We start from the raw sequence: 25,120 nt of genomic DNA, 5'->3' as shown, positions 1-25,120 counted from the left end.
CTAGAGGGCGCCCTTCGTCGAGGGAAGGATGCCGGCCGCGCGCGGGTCGAACTCGGCGGCGTAGCGCAAGGCCCGTGCGAGGGCCTTGAACTGGCACTCCACGATGTGGTGGGCGTTGCGGCCGTACGGGACGTGGATGTGCAGGGCGATCTGGGCCTGCGCGACGAAGGACTCGAAGATGTGCCGGGTCATCGTCGTGTCGTAGGAGCCGATCATCGGCGCCATGTTCTCGGGCTCGGTGTGCACGAGGTAGGGGCGGCCGGACAGGTCCACGGTCACCTGGGCGAGGGACTCGTCGAGCGGCACGGTGCAGTTGCCGAAGCGGTAGATGCCCACCTTGTCGCCGAGGGCCTGCTTGAAGGCGGCGCCGAGCGCGAGGGCGGTGTCCTCGATGGTGTGGTGGGTGTCGATGTGCAGGTCGCCGTCGGTCTTCACGGTGAGGTCGAAGAGGCCGTGGCGGCCGAGCTGGTCGAGCATGTGGTCGAAGAAGCCCACGCCCGTCGACACGTCGACCCGGCCGGTGCCGTCGAGGTTTATCTCGACGACGACGGAGGTCTCCTTCGTGGTCCGTTCGACCCGTCCGATGCGGCTCATGCGTGCTGCTCCTTCTTCAGTGCGCGAACCGCTTCCAGGAACGCGTCGTTCTCGTCCGGGGTGCCGGCGGTGACCCGCAGCCAGCCCGGTACGCCGTTGTCCCTGACCAGGACACCCTGGTCGAGGATCTTCCGCCAGGCGGTGTGGGAGTCCTCGAACCTGCCGAACTGGACGAAGTTCGCGTCGGACTCGGTGACCTCGTAGCCGAGGGCCCGCAGTTCCCCGACCAGGCGGTCGCGCTCGGCCTTGAGCTGCTCGACGTAGCCGAGCAGGGTGTCGGTGTGCTCCAGGGCGGCCAGCGCGGTCGCCTGGGTGACGGCCGACAGGTGGTACGGCAGGCGCACCAGCTGGACGGCGTCGACCACGGCGGGGTGCGCGGCCAGGTAGCCCAGGCGCAGACCGGCGGCGCCGAAGGCCTTGGACATGGTCCGGGAGACCACCAGGTTCGGCCGTCCCTCGATGAGGGGCAGCAGCGAGTCGCGGTGGCTGAACTCCACGTACGCCTCGTCCACGATCACCAGGGACGGCTTGGCCGCCTGCGCGGCCTCGTAGAGCGCGAGGACGGTCTCGGCCTCGACCGCGGTGCCCGTGGGGTTGTTGGGCGAGGTGATGAAGACGACGTCCGGGGCGCTGGAGGCGATGGCCTGCTCGGCCGCCGCCACGTCGATGGTGAAGTCGTCCCGGCGGGGGCCGGTGATCCACCCGGTGCCGGTGCCGCGGGAGATCAGCGCGTGCATCGAGTACGAGGGCTCGAAGCCGATCGCGGTGCGTCCCGGCCCGCCGAAGGTCTGCAGCAGCTGCTGGATGACCTCGTTGGAGCCGTTGGCGGCCCATACGTTCTCCCGCGTGACCGGGTGCCCGGCCGTACGGGTGAGGTAGGCGGCCAGCTCGGTGCGCAGCTCGACCGCGTCCCGGTCGGGGTAGCGGTTGAGGGTGCGGGCGGCGTCGGCGACGCGCTCGGCGATGCGCCGTACGAGCGGCTCGGGGAGCGGGTACGGGTTCTCGTTGGTGTTCAGCTGGACGGGCACGTCGAGCTGCGGGGCGCCGTACGGGGACTTTCCGCGCAGTTCGTCCCGGATGGGGAGGTCGTCGATTCCGATTCCGGTCACTGGCCCGGCACCTTCCACCCGAAGCGGGCCTTGAGGGCGGCGCCGTGCGCGGGCAGGTCCTCGGCCTCGGCCAGCGTCACCACGTGGTGGGTGACCTCGGCGAGGGCATCGCGCGTGTAGTCGACGATGTGGATGCCGCGCAGGAAGGACTGCACGGACAGGCCGGAGGAGTGGCAGGCGCAGCCGCCGGTGGGCAGCACGTGGTTCGACCCGGCGCAGTAGTCGCCGAGCGAGACCGGCGCCCACGGGCCGACGAAGATCGCGCCGGCGTTGCGCACGCGGGCGGCCCAGGCGGCCGCGTCGGCGGTCTGGATCTCCAGGTGCTCGGCGCCGTACGCGTCGACGACCTTGAGGCCGTCCTCCAGGCTGTCCACGAGCACGATCGCGGACTGCTTGCCGGCGAGCGCCGGCTTGATCCGGTCGTGGACGTGCTTGGAGGCCGCGACCTGCGGCTCCAGCTCCCGCTCGACGGCGTCCGCGAGCTCGGCGGAGTCGGTGACGAGGACGGCGGCGGCCAGCGGGTCGTGCTCGGCCTGGCTGATCAGGTCGGCGGCCACGTGGACCGGGTCGGCCGTGGAGTCCGCGAGGACCGCGATCTCGGTCGGGCCGGCCTCGGTGTCGATGCCGATCCTGCCGGTGAAGTAGCGCTTGGCGGCGGCGACCCAGATGTTGCCCGGGCCGGTCACCATGTTCACGGGCAGGCAGTCCTCCGTGCCGTACGCGAACATCGCGACGGCGACGGCGCCGCCGGCCGCGTACACCTCGTCCACGCCGAGCAGCGCGCACGCGGCGAGGATCGTCGGGTGCGGCAGGCCGCCGAACTCCTTCTGCGGCGGGGACGCGAGCGCGATCGACTCGACGCCGGCCTCCTGCGCCGGTACGACGTTCATGACGACGGAGGACGGGTACACGGAACGGCCGCCCGGGGCGTACAGCCCCACGCGCTCCACCGGAACCCACTTCTCGGTCACGGTGCCGCCGGGGACCACCTGGGTGGTGTGCTCGGTGCGGCGCTGGTTGCGGTGCACGATCCGGGCGCGCCGGATCGACTCCTCGAGGGCGGCGCGGACGGCCGGGTCCAGCTGCTCCAGGGCAGCCGCGATGGCCTCCGCAGGCACCCGGACCTGCGAGAGCTCGACCCCGTCGAACTTCTGCGCGTACTCGATCAGCGCCGCCGTGCCACGATGATGGACGTCCTCGCAGATGGGCCGCACCTTCTCCAGGGCGGCTTCCACGTCGAACTCGGCACGGGGCAGCAGATCGCGCAGGGCGCCACCCTCGGGGAGGGCGTCACCGCGCAGGTCGATACGAGAGATCACGCCCCAATTCTCTCAGACCGGCTCACGCCACCGTTCGCCCGTATCACTGGCTGATACACGCCCCGGTTGTCACAGCCCCCCGATAGCTTTGATCTACATGTAGGTGACAGCGGAGGGGGGCCGCCATGACCGAGGCACGCGCGGGTGAGGAACCGGCGGATCTCACCGCCGCCGAGCACCGCATGTGGGAGGCGTACCGCACCGGCAGCGTCTGCGACCTCAGCGTCCGCGCGGCCGACCGGGACGATCCGCACGCCGAGCACGTGTGGGGCCCCGAGCGCAGTGTCCGCGCCCAGGTGGTGGCCCTGCTGCTGCTCCACGGACCGTCTCCGGTCCCGGGCCGGGTGGCCTCGCTCAAGCTGCGCGGCGTACGGATCACCGGGCGGCTCGATCTGTCCGGGGGCACGGTCGGCCCGTACGTGGAGCTGCAGTCCTGCCGCTTCGACAGCGAGATCCAGCTGTCCGAGACCCGCTTCGGCACCCTGCGCCTGATCAACTGCGCGATTCCCCGGCTGGAGGCGGCCCGCCTGCAGACCGAGGGCGATCTGCACATGCCGCGCTGCCGGGTGGCCCGGGGCATCCGGCTGACCGACGCGCAGATCGGCACCGACCTGCTGATCAGCCAGGCGGTGGTGCAGCGGGACAGCAAGGGCCGGGCGATCACCGCCGACGGGATGTCGGTGGCGCAGGACTTCCAGGGCGAGCTGCTGGAGACGTACGGGGAGGTGAGCCTGCGCGGCGCGACGGTCGGGGTGTCGATGAACATGCGCGGGGCCCGCCTGCGCAATCCGTACGGGAGGTACGCGCTGAACGCGCCGCAGCTGACCGTCGAGCGGACCTTGTACCTGACCTCGATCGCGCGGGACTACGTCCCCGGCTCGAACTCCTCCACTCCCCCGTACGGCCTGGGCCTGACGCCGACGCGCGGGCAGCGCGCGCAGCGCTTCGAGTGCCGGGGCGGGATGCGGCTGGACGACGGCCGCTTCGGCGACGCCATCGACTTCTACGGGGCGCGCTTCGTCCTCACGGAGGAGCAGGAGATATCCCTGCGCAGGATCCAGACCCCGGAGTTCCGCTTCGTCGGCGAGCGGCCGGAGCGCGGGCGGGTCGTGGTGTCGGGGGCCAAGGTGGTCAAGCTCGTCGACACCTCCACCAGCTGGCCGGGCCCGGGCGGGGTGTCCATCGAGGGATTCGTCTACGAGAACCTCGCCCCGCGCGGTCACTTCCCGCTCTCCCGCCGGCTCGAGTGGCTGGAGGCGGCGACCCCCGAGTACTCGCCGGAGCCCTACGAGCGCCTCGCGGCCGTACTGCGGGCCAGCGGCGAGGACGCGGACGCCCGCGAGGTGCTGCTGGCCAAGCAGCGGCGGCGCCGGGCCACGCTGCCGCCGGCCGCCAAGGCCTGGGGCTATCTCCAGGACTGGACGGTGGTCTACGGCTACCGTCCGGGCCGGGCCGCGCTGTGGATGGCGGTGCTGTGGGCGGCGGGCGCGCTGCTGTTCTCCCAGCACCGGCCGCCGCCCATCAAGGAGAACGAGCACCCCGAGTGGGATGCCGCCCTGTACGCCCTGGACCTGCTGCTTCCGGTGATCGACCTCGGGCAGCAGGCCCAGTGGAAGGTGGACGGCGGCTGGCAGTGGGGGGCGGCCGCGCTGGTCCTCCTGGGGTGGATCCTCGCCACGACGGTGGCGGCGGGCGCGTCCCGGCTGCTGAGGCGAGGGTGACGGCGCACGACACGCCCGAGCCCGGCGGCCACTACCCTGTGCCTCGTGACCACCGTTCGCCTGCCCCTCTTCCCGCTGAACTCGGTGCTGTTCCCGGGACTCGTCCTCCCGCTGAACATCTTCGAGGAGCGTTATCGCGCCATGATGCGCGAGCTGCTGAAGACGAGCGAGGACGAGCCGCGCCGTTTCGCGGTCGTCGCCATCCGCGACGGCCGTGAGGTCGCGCCGACCGCGCCCGGCCTGCCCGACCAGACCTCCCTGCCCGAGCGGGGCCCGGCCGCGGGCTTCGGTGCGGACCCGGTGCAGGCTTTCCACCGCGTGGGCTGCATCGCGGACGCGGCGACGATCCGGGAGCGGGAGGACGGCAGCTTCGAGGTCCTCGCGACGGGCACGGCGCGGGTCCGGCTGCTGTCGGTCGACTCCTCGGGCGCGTTCCTCACCGCGGAGCTGGAGGAGCTCCCGGAGGACGCGGGCGAGGGTGCGGGCGCGCTGGCCGAGGGGGTGCTGCGGGCCTTCCGCAATTACCAGAAGCGGCTGGCCGGGGCCCGGGAGCGGTCCCTGACGGGTGCGGAACTCCCCGACGACCCGTCGGTGGTCTCGTATCTGGTGGCAGCGGCGGCGGTCCTGGACATCCCCGCCAAGCAGCGGCTGCTCCAGGCCCCGGACACGGCGACCCGGCTGGCGGAGGAACTCAAGCTCCTGCGCACCGAGACGGCGGTGATCCGCCACCTGCCGTCCCTGCCCGCGGTGGACCTGACCCGAGCTCCGACGAGCCCGAACTGATGGCGAAGAAGCCGAAGCAGGCGGCCGGAACCCCGGCGATCGCGGCCCTCACGGCGGCGGGCGCCGCCTTCACGACGCACGCGTACGAGCACGACCCGGCGCATCCCTCGTACGGGGAGGAGGCGGCGGAAGCGCTCGGGCTTTCCCCGGCCCAGGTCTTCAAGACCCTGGTCGCGGACGTGGACGGGGTCCTGACGGTGGCGGTGGTCCCGGTGTCGGGATCGCTGGACCTGAAGGCCCTCGCCACGGCCGTCGGAGGCAAGCGTGCGGCGATGGCCGATCCCGCGGCGGCGGAGCGTACGACGGGCTACGTGCGGGGCGGGATCTCCCCGTTGGGCCAGCGGCGCCGGCTGCGGACGGTGCTCGACGCCTCTGCCTCCGGGCACGCCACGATCTGCGTCTCGGCGGGCCGCCGCGGCCTGGAGGTCGAGCTGTCCCCGTCGGCCCTGGCCTCCTTGACCGGGGCCGTGCTGGCCCCCATCGCCCGCCCGTAGCCTCCGCGGCGCCGCTGTCAGGGGCGGCGCGGTCAGGGGCGGCGCGGTCAGGGGCGCGGAGGCTCCGGCGCGGCCGGGTCGGCGTGGACGTGCGGCGGCGGGTAGACGCCGGTCCAGCCGGGCGGCGGGCCGGGTTCCGGGTCGCGGGGGGACCACAGGGCCGTGAGGGCCAGGTGGACCAGGACCGCGGCCATCGGCCAGGCCAGCAGCGCCCCGTGCGCCAGCAGTTGCAGCGGTGCGTCGAACGGCACCCCCTTGCCCGCCTTGGCGGCTGCGGCGGCCAAGTCCGAGGACGGCCCCAGCCACAGTCCGAACCGCCATCCCGCCAGCGACGCGAACAGCGACCCGACCGCGAGCCCGATCACCAGCGGCACACCGCCGGCCCGGCGCCACAGGAAGGTGCCGGCGGCGCTCAGCACGCCCAGCCCCGCCGAGAGCAGGAAGAAGGTCCCGTCGGCCCCGATCCGCGCCTCGCTCTCGCTGTTGCGCAGGAACACCGACTCCCCGTTGGAGACGTACTGCACGCGCGGCGCCAGCCACACCCACAGCAGCCCGAGCAGCACTCCGGCCACCCCGACCGCCAGGGCGACGGCGGCCCCGTCCCGGACCTCCTCCGGGGTGACGGCCGCGGCGGGCGCCTCCGGCTTCTCGGGCGGGAGCGACGGCGGGTCGCAGGGGGACGGCGGGGTCACGGCTTCGGTCACCCCCACATCGTGCCAGGTCCCGGCGGAGGGGTGGCGCCCGGCACCGGCGTCAGCGGACGGAGGCCCGCCGGTAGGCCCAGGTGGCGACGGCCAGCGACAGGACCCCCACCGCACCGCACACGCCGAGGTCGAGCGCGACGGCGGCCCAGTCCGGATCGGGGGCGAAGGTCTGCGCGAACGCCTCCACCCCGTACGTGGACGGCAGCAGGTCCCGCGCCCACACGATCACGTCCGGCATCCGCTCGGGCGGCAGCACCCCCAGCAGCAGCGCGGCCGACATGCCGAGCTGCCCGGCCAGGGTGGCCAGCTCCTGCCGCGGCGCCAGCAGCCCCAGCGCCGCGCCGAGCCCGGCCAGCGCCGCCCCGGCCAGCGGCACCACCGCGGCCAGGATCCACAGCCCGCCCATCGGCAGACCGAACAGCACGCAGCCGAACACGGCGGTGACCAGGGTCCCCGGCAGGGTGAAGGAGGCGTACGCGGCGGCCGCGCCGAGCACCACGGAGGCGGGCGGCACCGGCAGCGTGGCGTAGTGGTCGAGTCCGCCGCTCGCCCGCAGCTGCCCGAAGTACTGGGCGAGCAGGTTCAGCGCGACGAAGGCGACGACGAGGACGGAGGAGCCGGCCACGACGGCCCGGGCCTCCGAGCCGCCGTCCACCACCCCCCGCATGAGGATCATGATCCCGACGGACTGGAAGGTCGCCACGAACAGCAGCGGGATCCGCGCCACCCGCGCCCTCGACAGCTGCGCCCGGTAGACGGCGGCCAGCGCGGGCAGGAACCCGGCCCGGGGCGCGAGCGGTGCTGCCGCCGGCCCCCCGGCGGCGGCCGGCACGTCCGCGGCCCGCACGTCGGCGGCCGGCTGTGCGGCGCCGGGCCCGGCCGCGGCGATCGGCGCGACAGCGCCCGTCGAGCGGTCGCTCACGACTTCACCAGCCCCTTCGCCTTGCCGCCGAGTGCGAGGTAGACGTCTTCCAGGCTCGGCGTGGCCAGGCTGAAATCGTCGAGGGCGGCGAAGGCCGGGCCGCCGGTGACCGCGGCCACCGCGGCCCGTGCCCGGTCGGGCGGCAGCCGCAGCACCCAGCGCCGTCCCGACTCGACGGCGTCCGCGCGCAGCAGGGCGACCTCGGGCACGTCCAGCGGGGCGCTCTCGCGCCACACCAGCTCCAGCCGGACCTCGCCCGAGACCTCGGCCTTGAGTCCGGCCGGGGTGTCGCAGGCGATGACCTTTCCCTGGTCGATGACCGCGACCCGGTCGAGGACGGTCTCGGCCTCGATGACGTTGTGGGTGACGAGGACGACGGTGGCCCCGTGCCGCTCGCGCCGCCGGTCCACGGCCGACCACACGGCGCGCCGGGCGACGGGGTCCATGCCGGTGGTGGGTTCGTCGAGGACCAGGACCGGCCGCTCCCCCACCAGCGCGGCGGCGAAGCACGCGAGCCGCCGCTGCCCGCCGGAGAGCTTCTTCAGGGGCCGCCCGGCGATCCCGGTCAGTCCGAGCTCCTCCAGTACGGCGTCCCGCGCCGTCCGCGCCGCTCGCGCGTCCAGCCCGCGCAGCCGCCCGGTGGTCTCGGCGGCCAGGGACACGGTGAGCTCGTCCAGTGCGGTCGACTCCTGCCCCAGGTACGCGAGCAGCCGCGCGGCCCGCTCGGGGTGGCGTACGAGGTCGTGGCCGAGGAGGGTCACGGTGCCGGCGTCAGGGCGCATCAGGCCGGTGAGCTGGCGGACCAGGGTGGACTTCCCGGCGCCGTTGGGGCCGAGCAGTCCGAAGATCTCGCCGCGCCGGACGTCCAGGCAGATGCCGTCGCTGGCACGGGTCTCGGGCAGGGCGGGAGCCCCGCGCCGGCCGCGTACGGCGGGATAGGTCTTGACCAGGTCGCGCACCGCGCAGACGACGTCGGAGCCGGCTCGCGCGGCTGCCGCTGTGCCGTTCTGCTCTTGTGCTGTGCCCGTCCTCACGAGGGAGCAGCCTACGCGGCTCCTCCCCCTACTCGGCCCCCGGGGTCGCCGGGCCGCTCGCGTTCAGGGACGCGGATCCCGGGGCCGCGGAGGGTACGGCGGCCACGTGTTCGGCGGCGGCCCGGACGTCGATCTCCCGCCAGAACCCGGCCCGGATGGCGTACCGGTCGTGCTCGTCGATCTGGTCGTCCTTGTGCGCGAGGAGGCCGAACCTGGCGGCGTAGCGCAGCAGCTCGCCGTCGATCCGGTGCGGGATGCGCGGGTACATGGTGGCCAGCTTCTGGAGGTGCACGGTCTCCGGGAGCCGTTCCATCCAGCGCCGGGCGAACACCTGTCCCACCTCGAACGGGTCCCCGCCGACGGTGGTGATGTCCTCTTCCCGGTCGGCCCAGCGCTGCTCCGCGCTGGTGAGCTGGGCGAGGGTGGGCAGGGAGGCGGTCTCGGCGGGTTCGCCGAGCGGTCCGGCCCGGTCGATCCAGCCCTTGTCGGAGGACCAGCGCAGGGCGCTGCCCGCCGGGGCCTGCCCGCTGTGCTGCCCGTTCGGCGGCGCCGCCTGCTGGCCGGGGGCGCGCAGCGAGCCGGCGAGGTCCTTGGGGGTGGGGACGGCTCTGGCGCCGGCGGTGGCGGGCGCGGGCACCGGCAGGCCGTCGCCTTCCTCGTCCCCGGCGGGGGCGGAGCTGTTGCGGGCGGCCTCGGCAAGGGCGGCCTCGGGCAGCGGGGCGGAGAGGATGGCGGCGATGTCGGGGCGGGGCGCGGGCGGCGGGGAGCACAGGCCGGTGAGGTCCTTGGCGCGGACGGCCCGGGTGATCCAGGCCCGGTCGAGGACGCGGCGTTCGTCGGCTTCGGCGACGAGGTCCTCGGACTGGTTGTAGTCCCCGTCGGCGGCCTGTACGGCCCACAGGTGGACGGCGACCCCGTGTTCCTTGGCGGACATCAGGCCGGGCAGCAGGTCGCCGTCGCCGGTCACCAGTACGACGTCGGAGCAGGCGCGGTTGCGGGCGAGCTCGGTGAGTTCCGCGTGCATGGCGGCGTCGACGCCCTTCTGCGCCCAGCGGCCGTCGCTTCGGGTCAGGGCGCCGAGGCGGACGGTGACGCGGGGCATGACGCGCAGCCGCCGGTGCTCGGGCTGCGGCACCCGGTCGGGTGCTCCGTCGAACCAGTAGATGCGCAGCAGGGGCTGCTCGGTGTCGGCCTCCGCCCGTTCGCGCAGGCCCTGGATGAGGGCGGCGTGGTCGACGGTGATGCGGGAGCGGGAGGGCTCCCCTGCGAGGAGGCTCGCGGCGGCGCCCAGCAGATAGCCGGCGTCCACCAGGACGACGCAGCGGTCCACGCGTTCCACCCTCTTCCCTGGGGGTCCTCTGTGTTTTTCGCGGGTGCCCCGAGTCTGCCCGACCGCAAGGGCGTTGACGGCCGGAACTCGATCATCGGCGTGGCGGATCTCACAAAGGGGCGGGAGAGGGGTCCCGGCTACGCGCGGTAATGATCCAAAATGCGCGATTTCTGGCGCTGTGTGAGTGTGAAGGCGGTCCTGGCCCCTAGACCCCACCACGGAGGCTCCACCATGGCCAAGAACAAGCAGCAGAAGCAGCCGAAGCAGCAGGCCCGCTCGTCCTCGCAGGACCCGTCGAGGAGCTCGGCGGAATCCTCGTCCGAGTCGGCCTCGCACGCGCCGAGTCCGATGGATCTGGCCCACAAGAGCAAGACGAAGAAGTTCGGCCACAACTGACGCGGCAGCGTCCGGTGACGCGAAGGGCCCGCCCGGCAGCGCCGGCGGGCCCTTCACGCGCGGTACGGGCGGGTTCTAGCCGGCCAGGCAGGACGGGCCGAGCAGCACCTTGAGGTCGCCGAAGAGGGCGGGGTCGGGCTGGACCCGGTGCTTGTCGAGGCGCAGCACGGTGGTGGTGCGCGGCCCCTGGAGCTTGATCCGCACCTCGGTGTTGCCCTTGTGGTGGCGCAGGATCTCCCCCAGCCGGGTCACCATCGGCGGGGTCACCTTGACGGTGGGGATGGTGAGGACGACGGGGGCGTTGGTGCCGGCGGAGGACAGGTCGGGGACCATCATCTCCATCGCGACCAGCCGGGGAACGTCCTCGCGCTTGTCGAGGCGTCCCTTGACGAAGACGACGGTGTCCTCGACCAGCTGGGTGGAGACGAGCTGGTAGGTCGCGGGGAAGAACATGCACTCGATGGAGCCGGCCAGGTCCTCGACGGTGGCGATGGCCCAGGCGTTGCCCTGCTTGGTCATCTTGCGCTGGAGGCCGGAGATGATGCCGCCGATGGTGACGACGGCGCCGTCCGCGTGCTCCCCGCCGGTCAGCTGGGAGATCCCGGCGTCGGTCTTGTCGGAGAGCACGTGCTCCAGGCCGAAGAGCGGGTGGTCGGAGACGTACAGGCCGAGCATCTCGCGCTCCTGGGCGAGCAGGTAGGACTTCTCCCACTCGACGTCGGAGAACTCGACGTCGAGGCCGAAGCCGGGCTCGTCGCTCGCGCCCTCGTCGCCCATTCCGCCGAAGAGGTCGAACTGTCCCTCGGCCTCCTTGCGCTTGACGGCCACCACGTTGTCGATCATCGACTCGTGGTGGGCGACCAGGCCCTTGCGGGTGTGGCCCATCTCGTCGAAGGCGCCCGCCTTGATCAGCGACTCGATGGTCCGCTTGTTGCAGACGACGGCCTCGACCTTGTCCAGGAAGTCGGGGAAGGAGGAGAACTTCCCCTTGGCCTTCCTGGTCTTGATGATCGAGTCGACGACGTTCTGGCCGACGTTGCGGACGGCGGTGAGGCCGAAGAGGATCACGTCGTCGCCCTGGGCGGCGAAGTTGGACTCCGACTCGTTCACGTTCGGCGGGAGCACCTTGATGCCCATGCGCCGGCACTCGTTCAGGTAGATCGCGGACTTGTCCTTGTCGTCCTTGACCGAGGTGAGCAGGCCGGCCATGTACTCGGCCGGGAAGTTCGCCTTGAGGTAGGCGGTCCAGTAGGAGACCAGGCCGTACGCGGCCGAGTGGGCCTTGTTGAAGGCGTAGCCGGCGAAGGGGACCAGGACGTCCCACAGGGCCTGGATCGCCTTGTCGCTGTAGCCGTTCTTCCGGGCGCCCTCCTGGAAGATGGTGAAGTTCTTCGCCAGTTCCTCGGGCTTCTTCTTGCCCATCACGCGGCGCAGGATGTCGGCCTCGCCGAGCGAGTACCCGGCGATGATCTGGGCGGCCTTCTGCACCTGCTCCTGGTAGACGATCAGGCCGTAGGTGACCGCGAGCACCTCTTCGAGGGGCCCCTCCAGCTCCGGGTGGATCGGGGTGATCTCCTGCTGCTTGTTCTTGCGCAGGGCGTAGTTCGTGTGCGAGTTCATGCCCATCGGGCCCGGCCGGTACAGGGCCGAGACGGCGGAGATGTCCTCGAAGTTGTCGGGCTTCATCAGGCGCAGCAGGGAGCGCATGGGGCCGCCGTCGAACTGGAAGACGCCGAGGGTGTCACCGCGGCCGAGCAGTTCGAAGGTCTTGGGGTCGTCGAGCGGGAGGGCCAGGAGATCGATGTCGATCCCCTTGTTGGCCTTCACCATCTTGACGGCGTCGTCCATGATCGTGAGGTTGCGCAGGCCCAGGAAGTCCATCTTCAGCAGGCCGAGCGACTCGCAGCTCGGGTAGTCCCACTGCGTGATGGTGACGCCGTCGGTGTGCCGCACCCAGACGGGCACGTGGTCGGTGATCGTCTCGCTGGACATGATCACGCCGGCGGCGTGCACGCCCATCTGGCGGACCAGGCCCTCCACACCGCGGGCGGTGTCGATGACCTTCTTCACGTCCGGCTCGTTCTCGTACATCGAGCGGATCTCGCCGGCCTCGCTGTAGCGGGGGTGCGAGGGGTCCAGGATGCCGGAGAGCGGGATGCCCTTGCCGAGGACGTCGGCGGGCATGGCCTTGGTGAGCCGGTCGCCCATGGCGTAGGGGTAGCCCAGGACGCGCGCGGAGTCCTTGATCGCGTTCTTGGCCTTGATGGTGCCGTACGTACCGATCATGGCGACCTTGTCGGCGCCGTACTTCTCGGTCACGTACCGGATCACCTCGACGCGCCGGCGCTCGTCGAAGTCGATGTCGACATCGGGCATGGAGACGCGCTCGGGGTTCAGGAAGCGCTCGAAGATCAGGCCGTGGGTGAGCGGGTCGAGGTCGGTGATGCCCATGGCGTACGCGACGATCGAGCCGGCCGCGGAGCCTCGGCCCGGGCCCACCGCGATGCCCTGGTTCTTGGCCCACATGATGAAGTCGGCGACCACGAGGAAGTAGCCGGGGAAGCCCATCGAGATGATCGTGTCCATCTCGTACTCGGCCTGCTTCATCCGGTCTTCCGGAATGCCCCCCGGGTAGCGGCGGTGCATGCCGCGCATGGTCTCCTCACGGAACCAGCTGACCTCGGTGTGGCCCTCGGGGATGTCGAACTTCGGCATCAGGTTCCGGAACTGGAACATGCCCTCGGTGTCGATCTGGTCCGCGACCAGCTTGGTGTTGGCGCAGCCCTCCTGCCAGGCGTCCGAGGAGTCGATCGCGTACATCTCTTCGGTCGACTTCAGGTAGTAGCCGGAGCCGTCGAAGCGGAAGCGGTCGGGGTCCGAGAGGTTCTTGCCGGTCTGGATGCAGAGCAGGGCGTCGTGGGCGCCGGCCTCGCTCGCGTAGGTGTAGTGCGAGTCGTTCGTGACCAGCGGCGGGATGCCGAGCTTCTTGCCGATCTCCAGCAGCCCGTCGCGGACCCGGCGCTCGATCTCGATGCCGTGGTCCATCAGCTCCAGGAAGTAGCGGTCCTTGCCGAAGATGTCCTGGTATTCGGAGGCCGATTTCAGGGCCTCGTCGAACTGGCCGAGGCGCAGACGCGTCTGGAGCTCGCCGGAGGGGCAGCCGGTGGAGGCGATCAGGCCCTCCGACCACTTGGAGATGGTCTCCTTGTCCATGCGAGGCCACTTCGTGAGCCAGCCCTCGGCGTACGCGTCGGAGGACAGCCGGAAGAGGTTGTGCAGGCCGGTGGCGTTCGCCGCCCAGATCGTCTTGTGGGTGTAGCCGCCGGAACCGGAGACGTCGTCGCGCTTCTGGTGGGGCTGGCCCCACTGGATGCGCCGCTTGTTGCGCCGGGACTCCGGAGCGACGTACGCCTCGATGCCGATGATCGGGGTGACCCCGGCCTTCTTCGCCGAATGGAAGAAGTCGTAGGCGCCGTGCAGGTTGCCGTGGTCGGACATGGCGATGTGCGTCATGCCCATCTCGTTGCACGCGTTGAACATGTCCTTCAGCCGCGCGGCACCGTCCAGCAGCGAGTACTGGGTGTGGACGTGCAGGTGCGTGAACGGCGGCTTGGTCACGGTGGGGGTCCTCCGGTGGGGAGAGAGGGGCGGCAGCTACGAATCCTACGTCGACCGGGTGACAAATCCCGGGCACCGGCGGGTACGGTCATCCGTTGCAGAGCCAGGGACACCCGTCCTGAATGCGATCCCACCAGATCCACCCCGCACCACCTGGAGGCACCCGCCATGGCGGTTCCCGAGACGACCGACGAGCAGCGCGCCGAGCAGATACTCGACGTGTTCGACACCGCCTTCGGTGAGCTGCTCGCCGCCGACCCCGCTGCCTTCCGGGTCAAGTTCCGCAAGATGGCCGCCTCGGCCTTCGCCTTCTACCGGGGCACGGCCTGCCTCTTCTACGCGGACCTGGAGCGGGACCGGCACGGCGGCCCGTACCTGGACGAGCGGACGGGCCGGGTGTGGATCCACGGCGATCTGCACGCGGAGAACTTCGGCACGTACATGGACTCCAACGGGCGGCTGGTCTTCAACGTCAACGACTTCGACGAGGCGTACGTCGGCCCCTTCACCTGGGACCTGAAGCGGTTCGCCGCCTCCGTGGCCCTGATCGGCTACACCAAGGCGCTCAGCGACGACCAGATCAGCGAGCTGGTCCGGGTCTACGCGGCCGCCTACCGGGAGCGGATCCACGCCCTGGCGACCGGGGCGAAGTACGACGAAGTGCCCTCCTTCACCCTGGACACCGCCGAGGGCCCCCTGCTGGAAGCGCTGCGCTCGGCCCGTTCCCGTACCCGCTTCTCCCTGCTGGACTCGATGACGGAGATCCGCGACTTCGAGCGCCGCTTCGCGCCGGGCCCGGGCACCATCGAGCTGGACGCGGCCACCCGCTACAAGGTGCTGGCCGCCTTCGACGGGTACCTGGAGACCCTGCCCGACGAGTCCCTGGTCCGGCCCGACTCCTACCGGGTGAAGGACGTGGTGGGCCGCCGCGGCGTCGGCATAGGCTCGGCCGGCCTGCCCTCGTACAACATCCTGCTGGAGGGGCACAGCGACGCCCTGGAGAACGACGTCGTGATCTACCTCAAGCAGGCCCAGACGCCGGCCGTGTCCCGGCACATCACCGACCGCGCCGTGCGGGAGTACTTCGAGCACGAGGGGCACCGCACGGTGATCTCCCAGCGCGCCCTGCAGGCCCATGCCGACCCGTGGCTGGGCTGGACGGAGCTGGACGGCTCCGGGCAGCTGGTGGCGGAGGTCTCCCCGTACGCGGTGGACCTGGACTGGTCGGACCTGGACGATCCGGAGGAGATCGCGGCCGTCGTCGCGGACCTGGGCCGGGCCACCGCGACCATGCACGGGGCGGCGGACGCCGACGAGAGCGGCCAGACCCTGGTCCCCTTCTCGACCGAGCGGGCCATCGACGCGGCCATCGCGGCCGACGAGGAGGGCTTCGCGGCGCTGCTCGTGGACTTCGCCCACGCCTACGGGGCCCGGGCGCGCGCCGACCACCAGATCTTCGTGGACCTCTTCCGCAACGGCCGGCTCGCTCCCCCGGCCGCCGCCGCGGGGCGGGGCCTGCGCTAGGGGGTGGAGGACCTGCGGGCCGCTCGCACAGGGACGCATGGCACACTCGCGGCGATGGACATATCAGGGGTGAGACTCAGGGGGCTGCGGGCCGCGCTGTTCAGCGCTGTCGTCGTACTGCTCTCGGCGGGCTCGCACGTCCTCATGTCCCGGGTCCCGCTGCCGCCGGCTCTGATGGGCGGGGCCTTCGCCGCCGTCTTCGTGATCGCCTACGCGCTCGCCGGCCGCGAGCGGGGCTTCGGCCCCATCGCCGGGCTGCTCGTCCCGCTGGAGCTGGCCGCCGACACCGTCTTCACCGCCGGGCAGCACCTCTGCTACGGCCCGGCGGGCGGGCCGGTCTCGGGCCCGCTGCGCGCGCTGGGCCTGGAGGAGCTGTGCGGCGGCCCCGCGGTGGGCGGGCCGCTGACCGAGGTGGCCGGGCCCGCCGCCGATCCGGCCGCGCTGCTGTCCTCGCCCGGGCCGTGGACGCCGTGGCTGCTGCTCGCCGCCCACGTCTCGGTCGGGCTGCTCGCCGCCGGATGGCTCCGCCACGGCGAGCGGGCGCTGGGCCGGCTGCTGCGCGCCGTGGCCGCCTGCGCGTTCCGGCCGCTGCTGCTGACCGCGGCCGCGCCGGCGGTGGCCACGGGTCCCGCGGAGCGGGTGCGGCCGTCGGTGCTGCCGGGCGCGGGGGCCCGTACGCGCTTCCCCGCACATTCCGTGGGACGGCGGGGACCTCCCGTGCGCGGCGCGCTCGTCAGCGCCTGACACACGCACGGCACCCCATCACGCCCTATCCCACGGAGATCACGATGAGTTCACGCAACAGCCAGGCCAACAAGGCTGCCGCCCGCGAGCGGCTGCGCGCCGAGCGCGAGGCCCAGGCGAAGAAGGACAAGGTGCGCCGCCAGCTGGTCGTGGCCGGTGCGGTCGTGGCCGCGCTCGCCCTGGTCGGCGGCGTCGCCTACGGCATCATGCAGGCCAACCAGCCGGGCTACTGGGAGAAGGCCGCCGAGGCCGAGCTGGTCAAGCCGAAGAACACCGAGGGCGAGGACGGCACCACGGTCGTCGTCGGCAAGGCCGACGCGAAGAAGACCCTGGAGGTCTACGAGGACTCGCGCTGCCCGGCGTGCGCGCAGTTCGAGCAGGCGGTCGGCGGTCAGATCAAGAAGGACGTCGACGCCGGCAAGTACAAGCTGCAGTACTTCGGCGCCACCTTCATCGACAACGGGGTCAAGGGCGAGGGTTCGAGGAACGCGCTGAGCGCCCTGGGCGCGGCGCTCAACGTCAGCCCCGAGGCCTTCCTGGACTACAAGGCGGCGCTCTACTCCAAGGAGCTGCACCCCGAGGAGACCGTCGACAGCTTCGCGAAGGACGACTACCTGCTGAAGGTCGCGGACACCGTCCCGGCGCTCAAGGGCAACGCCGAGTTCAAGAAGGCCGTCGAGGACGGCACGTACGACCGGTGGGCGCTGGAGATGTCGAAGGCCTTCAACAAGTCCGGTGTCACGGGTACGCCGACGCTGAAGATGGACGGCAAGAAGATCGACACCCCGGGGACCCCGGAGGCGTTCACGGCTGCGATCGACAAGGCCCTGCAGGGCTGAACCCCGGCCATTCCGGAGGCCTCTTTTCCGGACAAGCGCGGCCCAACGGGCGGGCGGACCACCAGAGTTCGCCCGCCCGTTGCGTTCCCGGTGCTGTTCCAGCGGCCATACCCGCCAGTAATATGATCATCCGTGACCAGTCATCTCTCCTCCCCTGCGACCGCGGCAACTCCCCGCCGTCGCACGGTGGTTCTCGCTGCCGCGGCCACGGCCGCCCTGGCCCCCCTCACCTCGCTGGGCGCCTCCGCCGCCCATGCCGCCGAGAGCGCACCCGCCTTCCTGCACGGCGTCGCCTCCGGCGACCCGCTGCCCGACGGGATCCTGCTGTGGACCCGCGTCACCCCCACCGCCGAGGCCGTGCCCGGCTCCGGCCTCGGCCCGGCCGTCCAGGTCGGCTGGGAGGTGTCCGCGGACAAGAACTTCTCCGTGATCGTCGCGAGCGGCACCGCCACCGCGAGCGCCGCCACCGACCACACGGTCAAGGTGGACGTGCGCGGACTGCAGCCGCAGACCCCGTACTGGTACCGGTTCACGGCCGGGACCGCGGTCTCCCCCGCCGGACGCACCCGCACCACCCCCGGCCACGACGTGACCACCTCCGGGGTCCGCTTCGGGGTGGTGTCCTGCGCCAACTGGGAGTCCGGCTACTTCTCCGCCTACCGCCACCTGGCCGCCCGCACCGACCTCGACGCGGTCCTGCACCTCGGCGACTACATCTACGAGTACCAGTCCGGGGGATATCCGGAGGCCAAGTACACCGTCCGCGCGCACGAGCCCCGGCACGAGATCGTCTCGCTCGCCGACTACCGCACCCGGCACGGCAAGTACAAGACGGACGGCGACCTCCAGGCGCTGCACCACGCGCACCCGGTCATCGCCATCTGGGACGACCACGAGTTCGCCAACGACGCCTGGGCGGGCGGCGCCGAGAACCACACGGCGGGCACCGAGGGCGAGTGGGCGGCCCGCGCGGCCGCCGCCAAGCAGGCGTACTTCGAGTGGATGCCCGTGCGCACCTCCACCGCGGGCACCGTCTACCGACGGCTGCGCTTCGGCACCCTCGCCGACCTGCACCTGCTCGACCTGCGCTCCTTCCGTTCCCAGCAGGTCAAGGTCGGCAGCGGTTCGGTGGACGACCCCGAGCGCACCCTCACCGGGCGCGCCCAGCTCGACTGGCTGAAGTCGGGCCTCGCGGGTTCCACCGCGACCTGGAAGCTGGTCGGCACCTCGGTGATGATCTCACCGGTGGCCTTCGCCTCGCTGCCCGCGCACCTGGCCGGCCCGCTCGCCAAGCTGCTCGGCCTGCCCGAGGGCGGCATAGCGGTCAACGTGGACCAGTGGGACGGCTACACGGACGATCGAAAGGAACTCCTGGGCCACCTCAAGGACCGGGGCGTCAAGAACACGGTGTTCCTGACCGGCGACATCCACATGGCGTGGGCGAACGAGGTCCCGGTGAACATGGCCACCTACCCCGGCTCGGGGACGGCGGCGACCGAGTTCGTGGTCACCTCGGTGACCTCGGACAACCTCGACGACATCCTGCACGTGCCGGCGGACACCGCCTCGCTGGTCGCCGAGTCGGCCGTGCGGGCCGCGAACTGGCACGTGAAGTGGCTGGACATGGACGCGCACGGCTACGGCGTGCTCGACGTGACGGCGGAGCGCTCGCAGATGGACTACTACGTGGTGTCCGACAAGCGGCGCCAGGACGCCTCGGCCGCCTGGTCCCGCTCGTACCGCACGCTGAACGGCACCCAGAAGGTGGAGCGGGCCTACCAGCCGGTTCACTGATCGTTTGCTGATTGACCGTCAATTCTCCTGCTATACGGGGCGCCTGGTACATACCAGGCGCCCCTGTGCGTTTTAAGCAACAAATCTTTTACGCACGGCTCTTGACCTGAAGATGTCATGCACACATAAGCTTCGCGCCAGCTGAAGAGATCCTTCACGCCATGAACCCCCCACCGCGAGGAGCACACGTGCGCGCAATTGCCCGCATATCCCCCCTTCTTCGCCGCCGCCTGATGGGCACGGCGGTCTTGGCCGGAACCTTGGCATTCACGCCGCTCGCCGCCCCCACCACGCTGGCGGCTGCGAAGACCCCCGCCGAGGTCTGCGCCGAAGAGGGTACGACCGGGGCAGCCGCCAACGCCCGCGTCGCCCGCGCCCACGAGGAGCACGCGGACGAGCCCAACGAGGTCACCGAGGCCCAGGCGAAGGCCATGGACGCCGACCTCAAGGCGAAGCTGGACAAGGCCCTCAAGAACCAGCCGCAGCGCAGCCTGGCCGCGGCCGAGGCCGTCGTGAACATCCCGGTGTACTTCCACGTCGTGCACTCGGGCACCGCCGGCAAGCTCTCGGCCACGGACATCAACAACCAGCTGTCGGTCCTCAACGCGGCCTACGGCGGCCAGGGCACCGGCAACGTGAACACGAACTTCCAGTTCACCCTGGCGTCCACCGACTACACGGACAACGCCACCTGGTACAACCTGGCCTCCGGCTCCCAGGCCGAGAAGGACATGAAGAACGCCCTGCGCCAGGGCGGCCCGGGCGCGCTCAACTTCTACACCGCCAAGCTCTCCGGCGGCCTGCTGGGCTGGGCGACCTTCCCGACCTCGTACAACTCCGCCCCCAAGATGGACGGCGTGGTCGTGCTGGACAGCTCGCTGCCGGGCGGTTCCGCGGCGAACTACAACGAGGGCGACACCGCGACCCACGAGGTCGGCCACTGGCTCGGTCTGTACCACACCTTCCAGGGCGGCTGTAACGGGAACGGCGACTACGTCTCCGACACCCCGGCCGAGAAGAGCCCCGCGTACGAGTGCCCGACCGGTCGCGACAGCTGCGCCAGCAAGCCCGGCGTGGACCCGATCCGCAACTTCATGGACTACACGTACGACTCCTGCATGTACCAGTTCACCGCCGGCCAGGTTGCCCGCATGTCGAGCAACTGGACGGCCTACCGAGCGGGCTGAAGCACCGGAAGCACACGGGACTTCTCGCCTACCCTGGCGGCATGAGCGCGCCGGGGGACGTGATCGACGGACGGTTCGAGCTGGTTGAGAAGCTCGGCAGCGGGGGCATGGGCACGGTCTGGAGAGCGCTGGACCGTGTCCTGCACCGCGACGTGGCCCTCAGGGAAGTCCGGCCGCCCGTCGGTCACGAGAAGGGCGGGGCCTCGCGCCGCGTGCGCTCACGCGTACGGCGCGAGGCCCGCGCCCAGGCCCGGCTCCACCACCCCCACGTGGTCACCATCCACCACATCGTGTCGGCGACGACCCGCCGCCGCTGCCCGGCACGCCGGCGCCCCGCGGCTGAGGCGTAGGAGGGCCCGCGTCCTACAGGGTGTCGAGGAACCCGATCGCGACCTTCCAGGCCTGCTCGGCGGCCTCGGCGTCGTAGTCGTCCAGCCCCGGGTCGGTGAACAGGTGCCCGGCACCCGGGTAGCTGTGCACCTCCACATCGGCCCCGGCCCGCTGCATCCGCAGGTACCAGGCCGTCAGCCAGTCGTGCGGCTCGAAGGGGTCCGGGTCGGCGACGTGCAGCTGCACGGGCAGCGCGTCCACCGAGGCGTCGTCCTCCAGGTCCGCCGTGCCGTGCAGGAGCAGCAGCCCGCGCGCCTTGTCGTCGGCGAACGCCAGGTGCTGCGCGAGGGAACCGCCGAAGGAGAAGCCGGCGTAGACCAGGCCCTGGTCGGAGTGGGGGGCGGCGGCCAGCACCGCGCGCTTGAGCAGCTCGTCCCGGCCGACCTCGTCCTGGTGGGCCATGCCCTCTTCGACGGTCTCGAAGGTGCGCCCTTCGAAGAGGTCCGGCACGTGCACCCGGTGCCCGGCCGCGCGCAGCCGGTCGGCCGCCTCGTGCACCGCGGGCCGCAGCCCGTAGGTCGAATGGAAGAGCATGATGTTCATACCCCCATCGTGCCAGTTTCCGATCGCGCCTTCCGGTTACGTTCATACGCATGGAGATGGACACCGTCCTACGCCCCGTCCTGTTCGCCGGCGGCACGCTGGTCGTCACCCTGGCCGCCGGATGGCTGCTGGACCTGCTGCTGCGCCGGGCCGACGCCCGGCACCCCGAAACCCCCCTGTGGGGCCTGCTGCGCCGCTGCCGCGTGCCGTTCCAGGTGGTGCTCTGCACCTCACTGCTGCGCGGGGCCCACCGCCAGGCGGGCATCCTCCCCGACCACGCCCTCCTCGTGGGCCGCACCCTCACCCTGGTCCTGATCGCCTCCACGGCGTGGCTGGCGGTGCGCATCGCGACGGCCGCCGTGGATTCCACGTACGCGCGCTACGCGTCCGTGACCCACGACGAAGCCCGGGTCCGCCGGGTCCGCACCCAGGTCACCCTGATCCAGCGGGTGGTCACCGCGGTGGTGGTCGTGGTCGCCGCGGCGGCCATGCTCCTGACGTTCCCGCCGATGCGGACGGTCGGCACCTCGATGCTGGCCTCCGCGGGCGTGCTCGGCATCGTGGCGGGCATCGCCGCCCAGTCCTCGCTGGGGAACCTGTTCGCCGGCCTGCAGATCGCCTTCGGCGACACCGTGCGCATCGGCGACACGGTCGTGGTCGACAAGGAATGGGGCACGGTCGAGGAGATCACGCTGACCTTCCTGACCGTCCGCACCTGGGACGAGCGCCGCATCACGATGCCGGTGTCGTACTTCACGAGCAAGCCGTACGAGAACTGGTCGCGCGGCGGCGCGCAGATGACGGGCACGGTCTTCTGGCACCTGGACCACAGCGCCCCCGTGGACCTGATGCGGGACCAGCTCCAGAACATCCTGAAGGACGTCCCGGAGTGGGACGGGCGCGGCGCGAGCCTCGTGGTGACGGACACCACACCGCATACGGTCGAGGTACGGGCGGTGGTGACGGCGAAGGACGCGGACGACGTGTGGACGGTGCGCTGCGCGGTCCGCGAACGCCTGATCGCGTGGCTGCTGGCCCACCACCCCTACGCACTGCCCCGCATCGCCACGTCCCAGGCCATCCTCCCGCCGCCGCCGTAACGCCGACCGGTGCCGTAACGCCGACCGGTGCCGTCCCGGCTCAGGCGAGGGGCAGCAGCGCGGCGGCGCTTGTCTCCGCCAGTTCCTCCGCGTACGGCGGCATCGTCTCGCCGGCCCGCAGGTGCCGGCGGACCACGGTCAGCGGCAGGTCGACCAGGGCCAGCGTGACCCGCTCCCGGTCCAGGGCCGTGGTCGCACCGAGGGAGGTGCCGAGCTCGCGGAGGGAGGCGAAGACGCGGCGGTTGCCCGCGTCCGCCCGCTCCCGGTGCTCCTCGGACCACTCGGACTGTCCGAACTCCTGGGCGCCGTAGAGGAGGAGCGAGGCCTCGTGCGGGTGGGCGCGGCTCCACACGATCACGTGCCGGGCGGCCGCGCGCGCGGCCCGGCGCGGGTCGGGATCGCTCTGGAGTGCGTCGAAGTAGCCCTCCTGGAACCGCTCGACGGTCCGCAGCCACACCTCGGCGAGCAGGGCCGTACGCCCGGAGAAGCGGTGGTACACGGATCCGCTGGGCGCGCCGACCGCCTGCGCGACGGCCGACATGGTCACGGCGCCCGGTCCGCCGGCGGCGGCGAGGCGGACGGCGGCGTCGAGGATCTGGTCACTGTCGAAGCGGGGTGGTCTGGCCATGAATCAGAGAGTACCCTCTAATTTATTGGAGGGTCATCTCCAAAACCAGGGGAGGAAAGACGCATGGCCGTCTACAACGTGCACGAACGCCTGCTGGCCGCCAAGGGGAGCAAGGTGGGGGCCCTCGTCAACACGATCTCCGGCGGACCGGCGGACCGGCTCTGGCCGGGCGCCGCCTGGCCCCCGGTGGTCTTCGACCGCGGCCTGGCCGTCGGCTCCGCCGGCGGGCACGGCCCGATCCACTACACGGTCTCGTCGTACGTGCCCGACACCTGGGTCCGCTTCACCTTCACCGGGCCGCGCGGCTTCCACGGCTTCCACGAGTTCGCCGTGCTGCCGGTCGACGAGGACCGCACCGTCCTGCGCCACACCCTCGCGATGCGCACCACCGGCCTGGCCCGCGTGACCTGGCCGCTCGTGTACCGCCCGCTGCACGACGCCCTGATCGAGGACAGCCTGGACCGCGGGGAGCTCGGCTGCACCGGCGCCCTGGCCCGCCGCGCCCGCTGGAGCCCGTACGTCCGCTTCCTCCGCGCGCTGATGCGCCGGGGACGGGACGAGGTGTCGTAGCTACGGGCTCCGCAGGCTCCGCACGTCCAAGTGCCGCAGCACCCGGTCCACGATCTCCGGATCCGCGCCGGGTTCGCTGCGGGCCGAGAGCACCTCGTGGCGGGCGGCCGACATCATCTCGCGCTGGATCCGCTGGATGTCCCGGATCCGTGCCACCCGCTGCGCGTACGCCTCCCGACGCTCCTCGTCCACCATGTCGGGGCTGATCCGGGCCCCGACGTCGTACGCACGCCGGTAGAGCGTCTCCACCAGGTCCTCGGGGAGATCCTCCACCGCCTCGATCTCCTTCAGTCGGCGCTTCGCGGCCTTCGCCGCGCGGATCGCCAGCTTCCGCTCGGTCTCGCGATCCGCGTCCGAGTCGGCCTCCACCCCCAGCCGCCGCACCAGCCACGGCAGGGTCAGCCCCTGGAGCACCAGCGTCGCCATGATCACGGCGAAGGCGATGAAGACGATCTCGTCCCGCGCGGGGAAGGCCTCGCCCGCCTCCGTCCGGAAGGGGATCGCGAGGGCCAGGGCCACCGAGGCCACTCCCCGCATCCCGGCCCACCACATGACCACGCTCTCCCGCCAGCTCAGCGGGATCTCCTCGCCGTAGTCGCGCCGCGTGTGCAGCTTCTTGGCGAGCCAGCCGGCCGGCAGCAGCCAGATCAGCCGGACGCCGACCACCACCGCGATCACGGCCCCGGCCCATCCGGCCATCTCCCCCTCGCGCCCGTGCGCCGTGCCGAACACGTTGTGCAGCTCCAGGCCGATCAGACCGAACGCCACCCCCGTGACGAGCACGTCGACGACCTCCCAGAAGGTGTGCCCGGCGAGCCGCCCCAGCACGTCGTCGGCGTCGTTCGCGTACTCGGCCAGGAACAGGGCGGTCGTCAGCACCGCCAGCACCCCCGAGCCCCGGAGCTCCTCGGCCACCACGTACGAGACGAACGGCACCAGCAGCGTCAGCCCGATCTGCAGCGTGGCGTCGCCCAGCCGCCCCATCAGGCGGTTCGCGGCCCAGCCGAGCGCGAGCCCGACGGCGAGGGCGACGACCGCGGACAGCACGAACTCCCCGAGCGCCGCCGGCCAGGAGAAGCTGCCGCTGACGGCGGCGGCGACGGCCACGTGGTAGAGGACGATCGCCGTCACGTCGTTGAAGAGCCCCTCGCCCTCCAGGATGGACACCATCCGGCGGGGCAGTCCGAGCGATCCGGCCACGGCGGTGGCGGCGACGGGGTCGGGCGGGGCGACGAGCGCGCCGAGCGCGACGGCGGCGGCGATCGACAGCCCCGGCACCAGGGCGTGCGCGGTGGCGGCGACGGCGGCTGTCGTGACGAACACCAGGGCCACGGCGAGCAGCAGGATCGGCCGGACATTGGCGGCGAACTGCCGCCAGGAGGTCCGCTGCACGGAGGCGTACAGCAGCGGCGGCAGTACCAGCGGAAGGATGTACTCGGGCGGCACGTCGACGTCGGGCACGGCGGGCACGAGCGCGAGGCCGGCTCCGCCGATGGTCATGAGGACGGGCGCGGGCAGCCCGAGCCGGTCCCCGAGCGGCACCGTGACCACGGCCCCGAGCAGCATCACGAAGAGCAGGGCGAGCTGATCCACGGCCCCACCTTCGCAGCCGCGCCCCTCACCCCGGCTCTCCGCGACCCCGTGTCGCCGACCCCGCGGAGCGGCTTCCGGGGGCGCGGGGCTAGGGGGTGTCTGACGGAGGTCCGCGGCGTCGCGATGCCCGGCACGCACTCTCGCCGCACCGGCCGAAAGCCCACGTACGTCCAGTACGCGGGCA

22 protein-coding genes and 1 pseudogene are annotated in these 25,120 nt (G+C 71.9%); 12 read left to right on the top strand and 11 right to left on the bottom strand.

Going from position 1 to position 25,120, the window contains the following annotated elements:
* The 3 genes from hisB to hisD are packed head-to-tail and all read right to left on the bottom strand — an operon-like array spanning position 1 to position 3,022.
* Positions 1-594 carry an imidazoleglycerol-phosphate dehydratase HisB gene (gene hisB / locus ACZ6I1_RS24555; protein WP_361751629.1) on the bottom strand — a complete coding sequence of 198 codons (594 nt, stop codon included), beginning with the start codon at positions 592-594 and terminating at the stop codon, positions 1-3.
* Complete coding sequence (locus tag ACZ6I1_RS24550; protein WP_469290506.1) at positions 591-1,703, bottom strand: histidinol-phosphate transaminase; 1,113 nt, start codon at positions 1,701-1,703, stop codon at positions 591-593. Before ACZ6I1_RS24550 ends, hisB begins: the two co-directional genes overlap by 4 nt.
* Positions 1,700-3,022 carry a histidinol dehydrogenase gene (gene hisD, locus ACZ6I1_RS24545; protein WP_469290504.1) on the bottom strand — a complete coding sequence of 441 codons (1,323 nt, stop codon included), beginning with the start codon at positions 3,020-3,022 and terminating at the stop codon, positions 1,700-1,702. The genes ACZ6I1_RS24550 and hisD overlap by 4 nt, the downstream gene beginning before the upstream one ends.
* A gap of 125 nt (positions 3,023-3,147) precedes the next feature.
* On the opposite strand from hisD, the gene ACZ6I1_RS24540 reads away from it, so the two are divergent.
* Genes ACZ6I1_RS24540 through ybaK form a run of 3 tightly spaced genes read left to right on the top strand, consistent with a single transcriptional unit; the run spans position 3,148 to position 6,020 of the window.
* Complete coding sequence (locus ACZ6I1_RS24540; protein WP_469290502.1) at positions 3,148-4,743, top strand: oxidoreductase; 1,596 nt, start codon at positions 3,148-3,150, stop codon at positions 4,741-4,743.
* Between the two features lie 45 nt (positions 4,744-4,788).
* Positions 4,789-5,526 carry an LON peptidase substrate-binding domain-containing protein gene (locus ACZ6I1_RS24535; protein WP_469290500.1) on the top strand — a complete coding sequence of 246 codons (738 nt, stop codon included), beginning with the start codon at positions 4,789-4,791 and terminating at the stop codon, positions 5,524-5,526.
* Positions 5,526-6,020 (top strand): Cys-tRNA(Pro) deacylase, encoded by a 495-nt coding sequence (gene ybaK, locus ACZ6I1_RS24530; protein ID WP_469290498.1) that lies wholly within the window; start codon positions 5,526-5,528, stop codon positions 6,018-6,020. Before ACZ6I1_RS24535 ends, ybaK begins: the two co-directional genes overlap by 1 nt.
* 47 nt (positions 6,021-6,067) lie before the next feature.
* On the opposite strand, the gene ACZ6I1_RS24525 is transcribed toward ybaK, so the two are convergent.
* The 4 genes from ACZ6I1_RS24525 to ACZ6I1_RS24510 form a co-directional block, all read right to left on the bottom strand.
* Complete coding sequence (locus ACZ6I1_RS24525; protein ID WP_469290496.1) at positions 6,068-6,724, bottom strand: hypothetical protein; 657 nt, start codon at positions 6,722-6,724, stop codon at positions 6,068-6,070.
* Between the two features lie 49 nt (positions 6,725-6,773).
* Positions 6,774-7,571, bottom strand: a complete 798-nt coding sequence (locus ACZ6I1_RS24520; RefSeq protein ID WP_469290639.1) for an ABC transporter permease — start codon at positions 7,569-7,571, stop codon at positions 6,774-6,776.
* 71 nt (positions 7,572-7,642) lie between these two features.
* Positions 7,643-8,680 carry an ABC transporter ATP-binding protein gene (locus ACZ6I1_RS24515; RefSeq protein ID WP_469290495.1) on the bottom strand — a complete coding sequence of 346 codons (1,038 nt, stop codon included), beginning with the start codon at positions 8,678-8,680 and terminating at the stop codon, positions 7,643-7,645.
* Positions 8,681-8,708: 28 nt separating this feature from the next.
* Positions 8,709-10,019, bottom strand: coding sequence for an NYN domain-containing protein (locus ACZ6I1_RS24510; protein WP_469290493.1), 1,311 nt, complete (start codon positions 10,017-10,019; stop codon positions 8,709-8,711).
* Positions 10,020-10,241: 222 nt separating this feature from the next.
* Between ACZ6I1_RS24510 and ACZ6I1_RS24505 the strand changes: the two genes are divergently transcribed.
* Positions 10,242-10,406, top strand: coding sequence for a hypothetical protein (locus tag ACZ6I1_RS24505; protein WP_469290491.1), 165 nt, complete (start codon positions 10,242-10,244; stop codon positions 10,404-10,406).
* A gap of 75 nt (positions 10,407-10,481) precedes the next feature.
* Here ACZ6I1_RS24505 and dnaE read toward each other — a convergent pair whose 3' ends face one another.
* Positions 10,482-14,024: a DNA polymerase III subunit alpha gene (gene dnaE / locus ACZ6I1_RS24500; RefSeq protein WP_469290489.1), complete on the bottom strand. Its 3,543-nt coding sequence runs from the start codon at positions 14,022-14,024 to the stop codon at positions 10,482-10,484.
* A gap of 168 nt (positions 14,025-14,192) precedes the next feature.
* Between dnaE and ACZ6I1_RS24495 the strand changes: the two genes are divergently transcribed.
* The 6 genes and pseudogenes from ACZ6I1_RS24495 to ACZ6I1_RS24470 all read left to right on the top strand — a co-directional run.
* A complete protein-coding gene (locus ACZ6I1_RS24495; RefSeq protein ID WP_469290487.1) occupies positions 14,193-15,548 on the top strand; it encodes a DUF2252 domain-containing protein in 1,356 nt (451 codons plus the stop codon).
* Positions 15,549-15,602: 54 nt separating this feature from the next.
* Complete coding sequence (locus tag ACZ6I1_RS24490) at positions 15,603-16,292, top strand: hypothetical protein (RefSeq protein ID WP_469290485.1); 690 nt, start codon at positions 15,603-15,605, stop codon at positions 16,290-16,292.
* Between the two features lie 44 nt (positions 16,293-16,336).
* A complete protein-coding gene (locus tag ACZ6I1_RS24485) occupies positions 16,337-17,131 on the top strand; it encodes a DsbA family protein (protein ID WP_469290483.1) in 795 nt (264 codons plus the stop codon).
* Positions 17,132-17,263: 132 nt separating this feature from the next.
* A complete protein-coding gene (locus tag ACZ6I1_RS24480) occupies positions 17,264-18,925 on the top strand; it encodes an alkaline phosphatase D family protein (RefSeq protein ID WP_469290481.1) in 1,662 nt (553 codons plus the stop codon).
* 233 nt (positions 18,926-19,158) lie between these two features.
* Positions 19,159-20,112, top strand: a complete 954-nt coding sequence (locus tag ACZ6I1_RS24475) for a zinc metalloprotease (protein ID WP_469290637.1) — start codon at positions 19,159-19,161, stop codon at positions 20,110-20,112.
* Between the two features lie 41 nt (positions 20,113-20,153).
* Positions 20,154-20,411: pseudogene (locus ACZ6I1_RS24470) on the top strand (serine/threonine protein kinase); the annotation flags it as partial.
* Between the two features lie 64 nt (positions 20,412-20,475).
* Here ACZ6I1_RS24470 and ACZ6I1_RS24465 read toward each other — a convergent pair.
* Positions 20,476-21,045, bottom strand: coding sequence for a dienelactone hydrolase family protein (locus tag ACZ6I1_RS24465; protein WP_469290478.1), 570 nt, complete (start codon positions 21,043-21,045; stop codon positions 20,476-20,478).
* A 56-nt stretch (positions 21,046-21,101) separates the two neighbouring features.
* Between ACZ6I1_RS24465 and ACZ6I1_RS24460 the strand changes: the two genes are divergently transcribed.
* Positions 21,102-22,145, top strand: coding sequence for a mechanosensitive ion channel family protein (locus ACZ6I1_RS24460; RefSeq protein ID WP_469290635.1), 1,044 nt, complete (start codon positions 21,102-21,104; stop codon positions 22,143-22,145).
* Between the two features lie 40 nt (positions 22,146-22,185).
* On the opposite strand, the gene ACZ6I1_RS24455 is transcribed toward ACZ6I1_RS24460, so the two are convergent.
* Entirely contained in the window at positions 22,186-22,773 is a 588-nt protein-coding gene (locus ACZ6I1_RS24455; protein ID WP_469290476.1) for a TetR/AcrR family transcriptional regulator, read from the bottom strand.
* A gap of 63 nt (positions 22,774-22,836) precedes the next feature.
* Here ACZ6I1_RS24455 and ACZ6I1_RS24450 point away from each other — a divergent pair, with 63 nt between their 5' ends.
* Positions 22,837-23,343: an SRPBCC family protein gene (locus ACZ6I1_RS24450; RefSeq protein ID WP_469290474.1), complete on the top strand. Its 507-nt coding sequence runs from the start codon at positions 22,837-22,839 to the stop codon at positions 23,341-23,343.
* Here the strand turns inward: ACZ6I1_RS24450 and ACZ6I1_RS24445 are convergent, their stop codons facing one another.
* Positions 23,344-24,909: a Na+/H+ antiporter gene (locus ACZ6I1_RS24445; RefSeq protein WP_469290633.1), complete on the bottom strand. Its 1,566-nt coding sequence runs from the start codon at positions 24,907-24,909 to the stop codon at positions 23,344-23,346. It lies immediately after the preceding gene.
* Positions 24,910-25,120: the final 211 nt, after the last annotated feature.

The sequence above is a fragment of the Streptomyces sp. NPDC046303 genome (assembly GCF_055588085.1).
This window is presented reverse-complemented; position numbering and strand designations above follow the sequence as displayed.

Coding starts and splice junctions, on each gene's coding strand:
- ACZ6I1_RS24450 (WP_469290474.1), top strand. CDS start 22,837: ATGGCCGTCTACAACGTGCACGAACGCCTGCTGGCCGCCAAGGGGAGC.
- ACZ6I1_RS24505 (WP_469290491.1), top strand. CDS start 10,242: ATGGCCAAGAACAAGCAGCAGAAGCAGCCGAAGCAGCAGGCCCGCTCG.
- hisB (WP_361751629.1), bottom strand. CDS start 594: ATGAGCCGCATCGGACGGGTCGAACGGACCACGAAGGAGACCTCCGTC.
- ACZ6I1_RS24495 (WP_469290487.1), top strand. CDS start 14,193: ATGGCGGTTCCCGAGACGACCGACGAGCAGCGCGCCGAGCAGATACTC.
- ACZ6I1_RS24485 (WP_469290483.1), top strand. CDS start 16,337: ATGAGTTCACGCAACAGCCAGGCCAACAAGGCTGCCGCCCGCGAGCGG.
- ACZ6I1_RS24465 (WP_469290478.1), bottom strand. CDS start 21,045: ATGAACATCATGCTCTTCCATTCGACCTACGGGCTGCGGCCCGCGGTG.
- ACZ6I1_RS24455 (WP_469290476.1), bottom strand. CDS start 22,773: ATGGCCAGACCACCCCGCTTCGACAGTGACCAGATCCTCGACGCCGCC.
- ACZ6I1_RS24475 (WP_469290637.1), top strand. CDS start 19,159: ATGGGCACGGCGGTCTTGGCCGGAACCTTGGCATTCACGCCGCTCGCC.
- ACZ6I1_RS24540 (WP_469290502.1), top strand. CDS start 3,148: ATGACCGAGGCACGCGCGGGTGAGGAACCGGCGGATCTCACCGCCGCC.
- ACZ6I1_RS24460 (WP_469290635.1), top strand. CDS start 21,102: ATGGACACCGTCCTACGCCCCGTCCTGTTCGCCGGCGGCACGCTGGTC.
- ACZ6I1_RS24445 (WP_469290633.1), bottom strand. CDS start 24,909: ATGCTGCTCGGGGCCGTGGTCACGGTGCCGCTCGGGGACCGGCTCGGG.
- ybaK (WP_469290498.1), top strand. CDS start 5,526: ATGGCGAAGAAGCCGAAGCAGGCGGCCGGAACCCCGGCGATCGCGGCC.
- ACZ6I1_RS24490 (WP_469290485.1), top strand. CDS start 15,603: ATGGACATATCAGGGGTGAGACTCAGGGGGCTGCGGGCCGCGCTGTTC.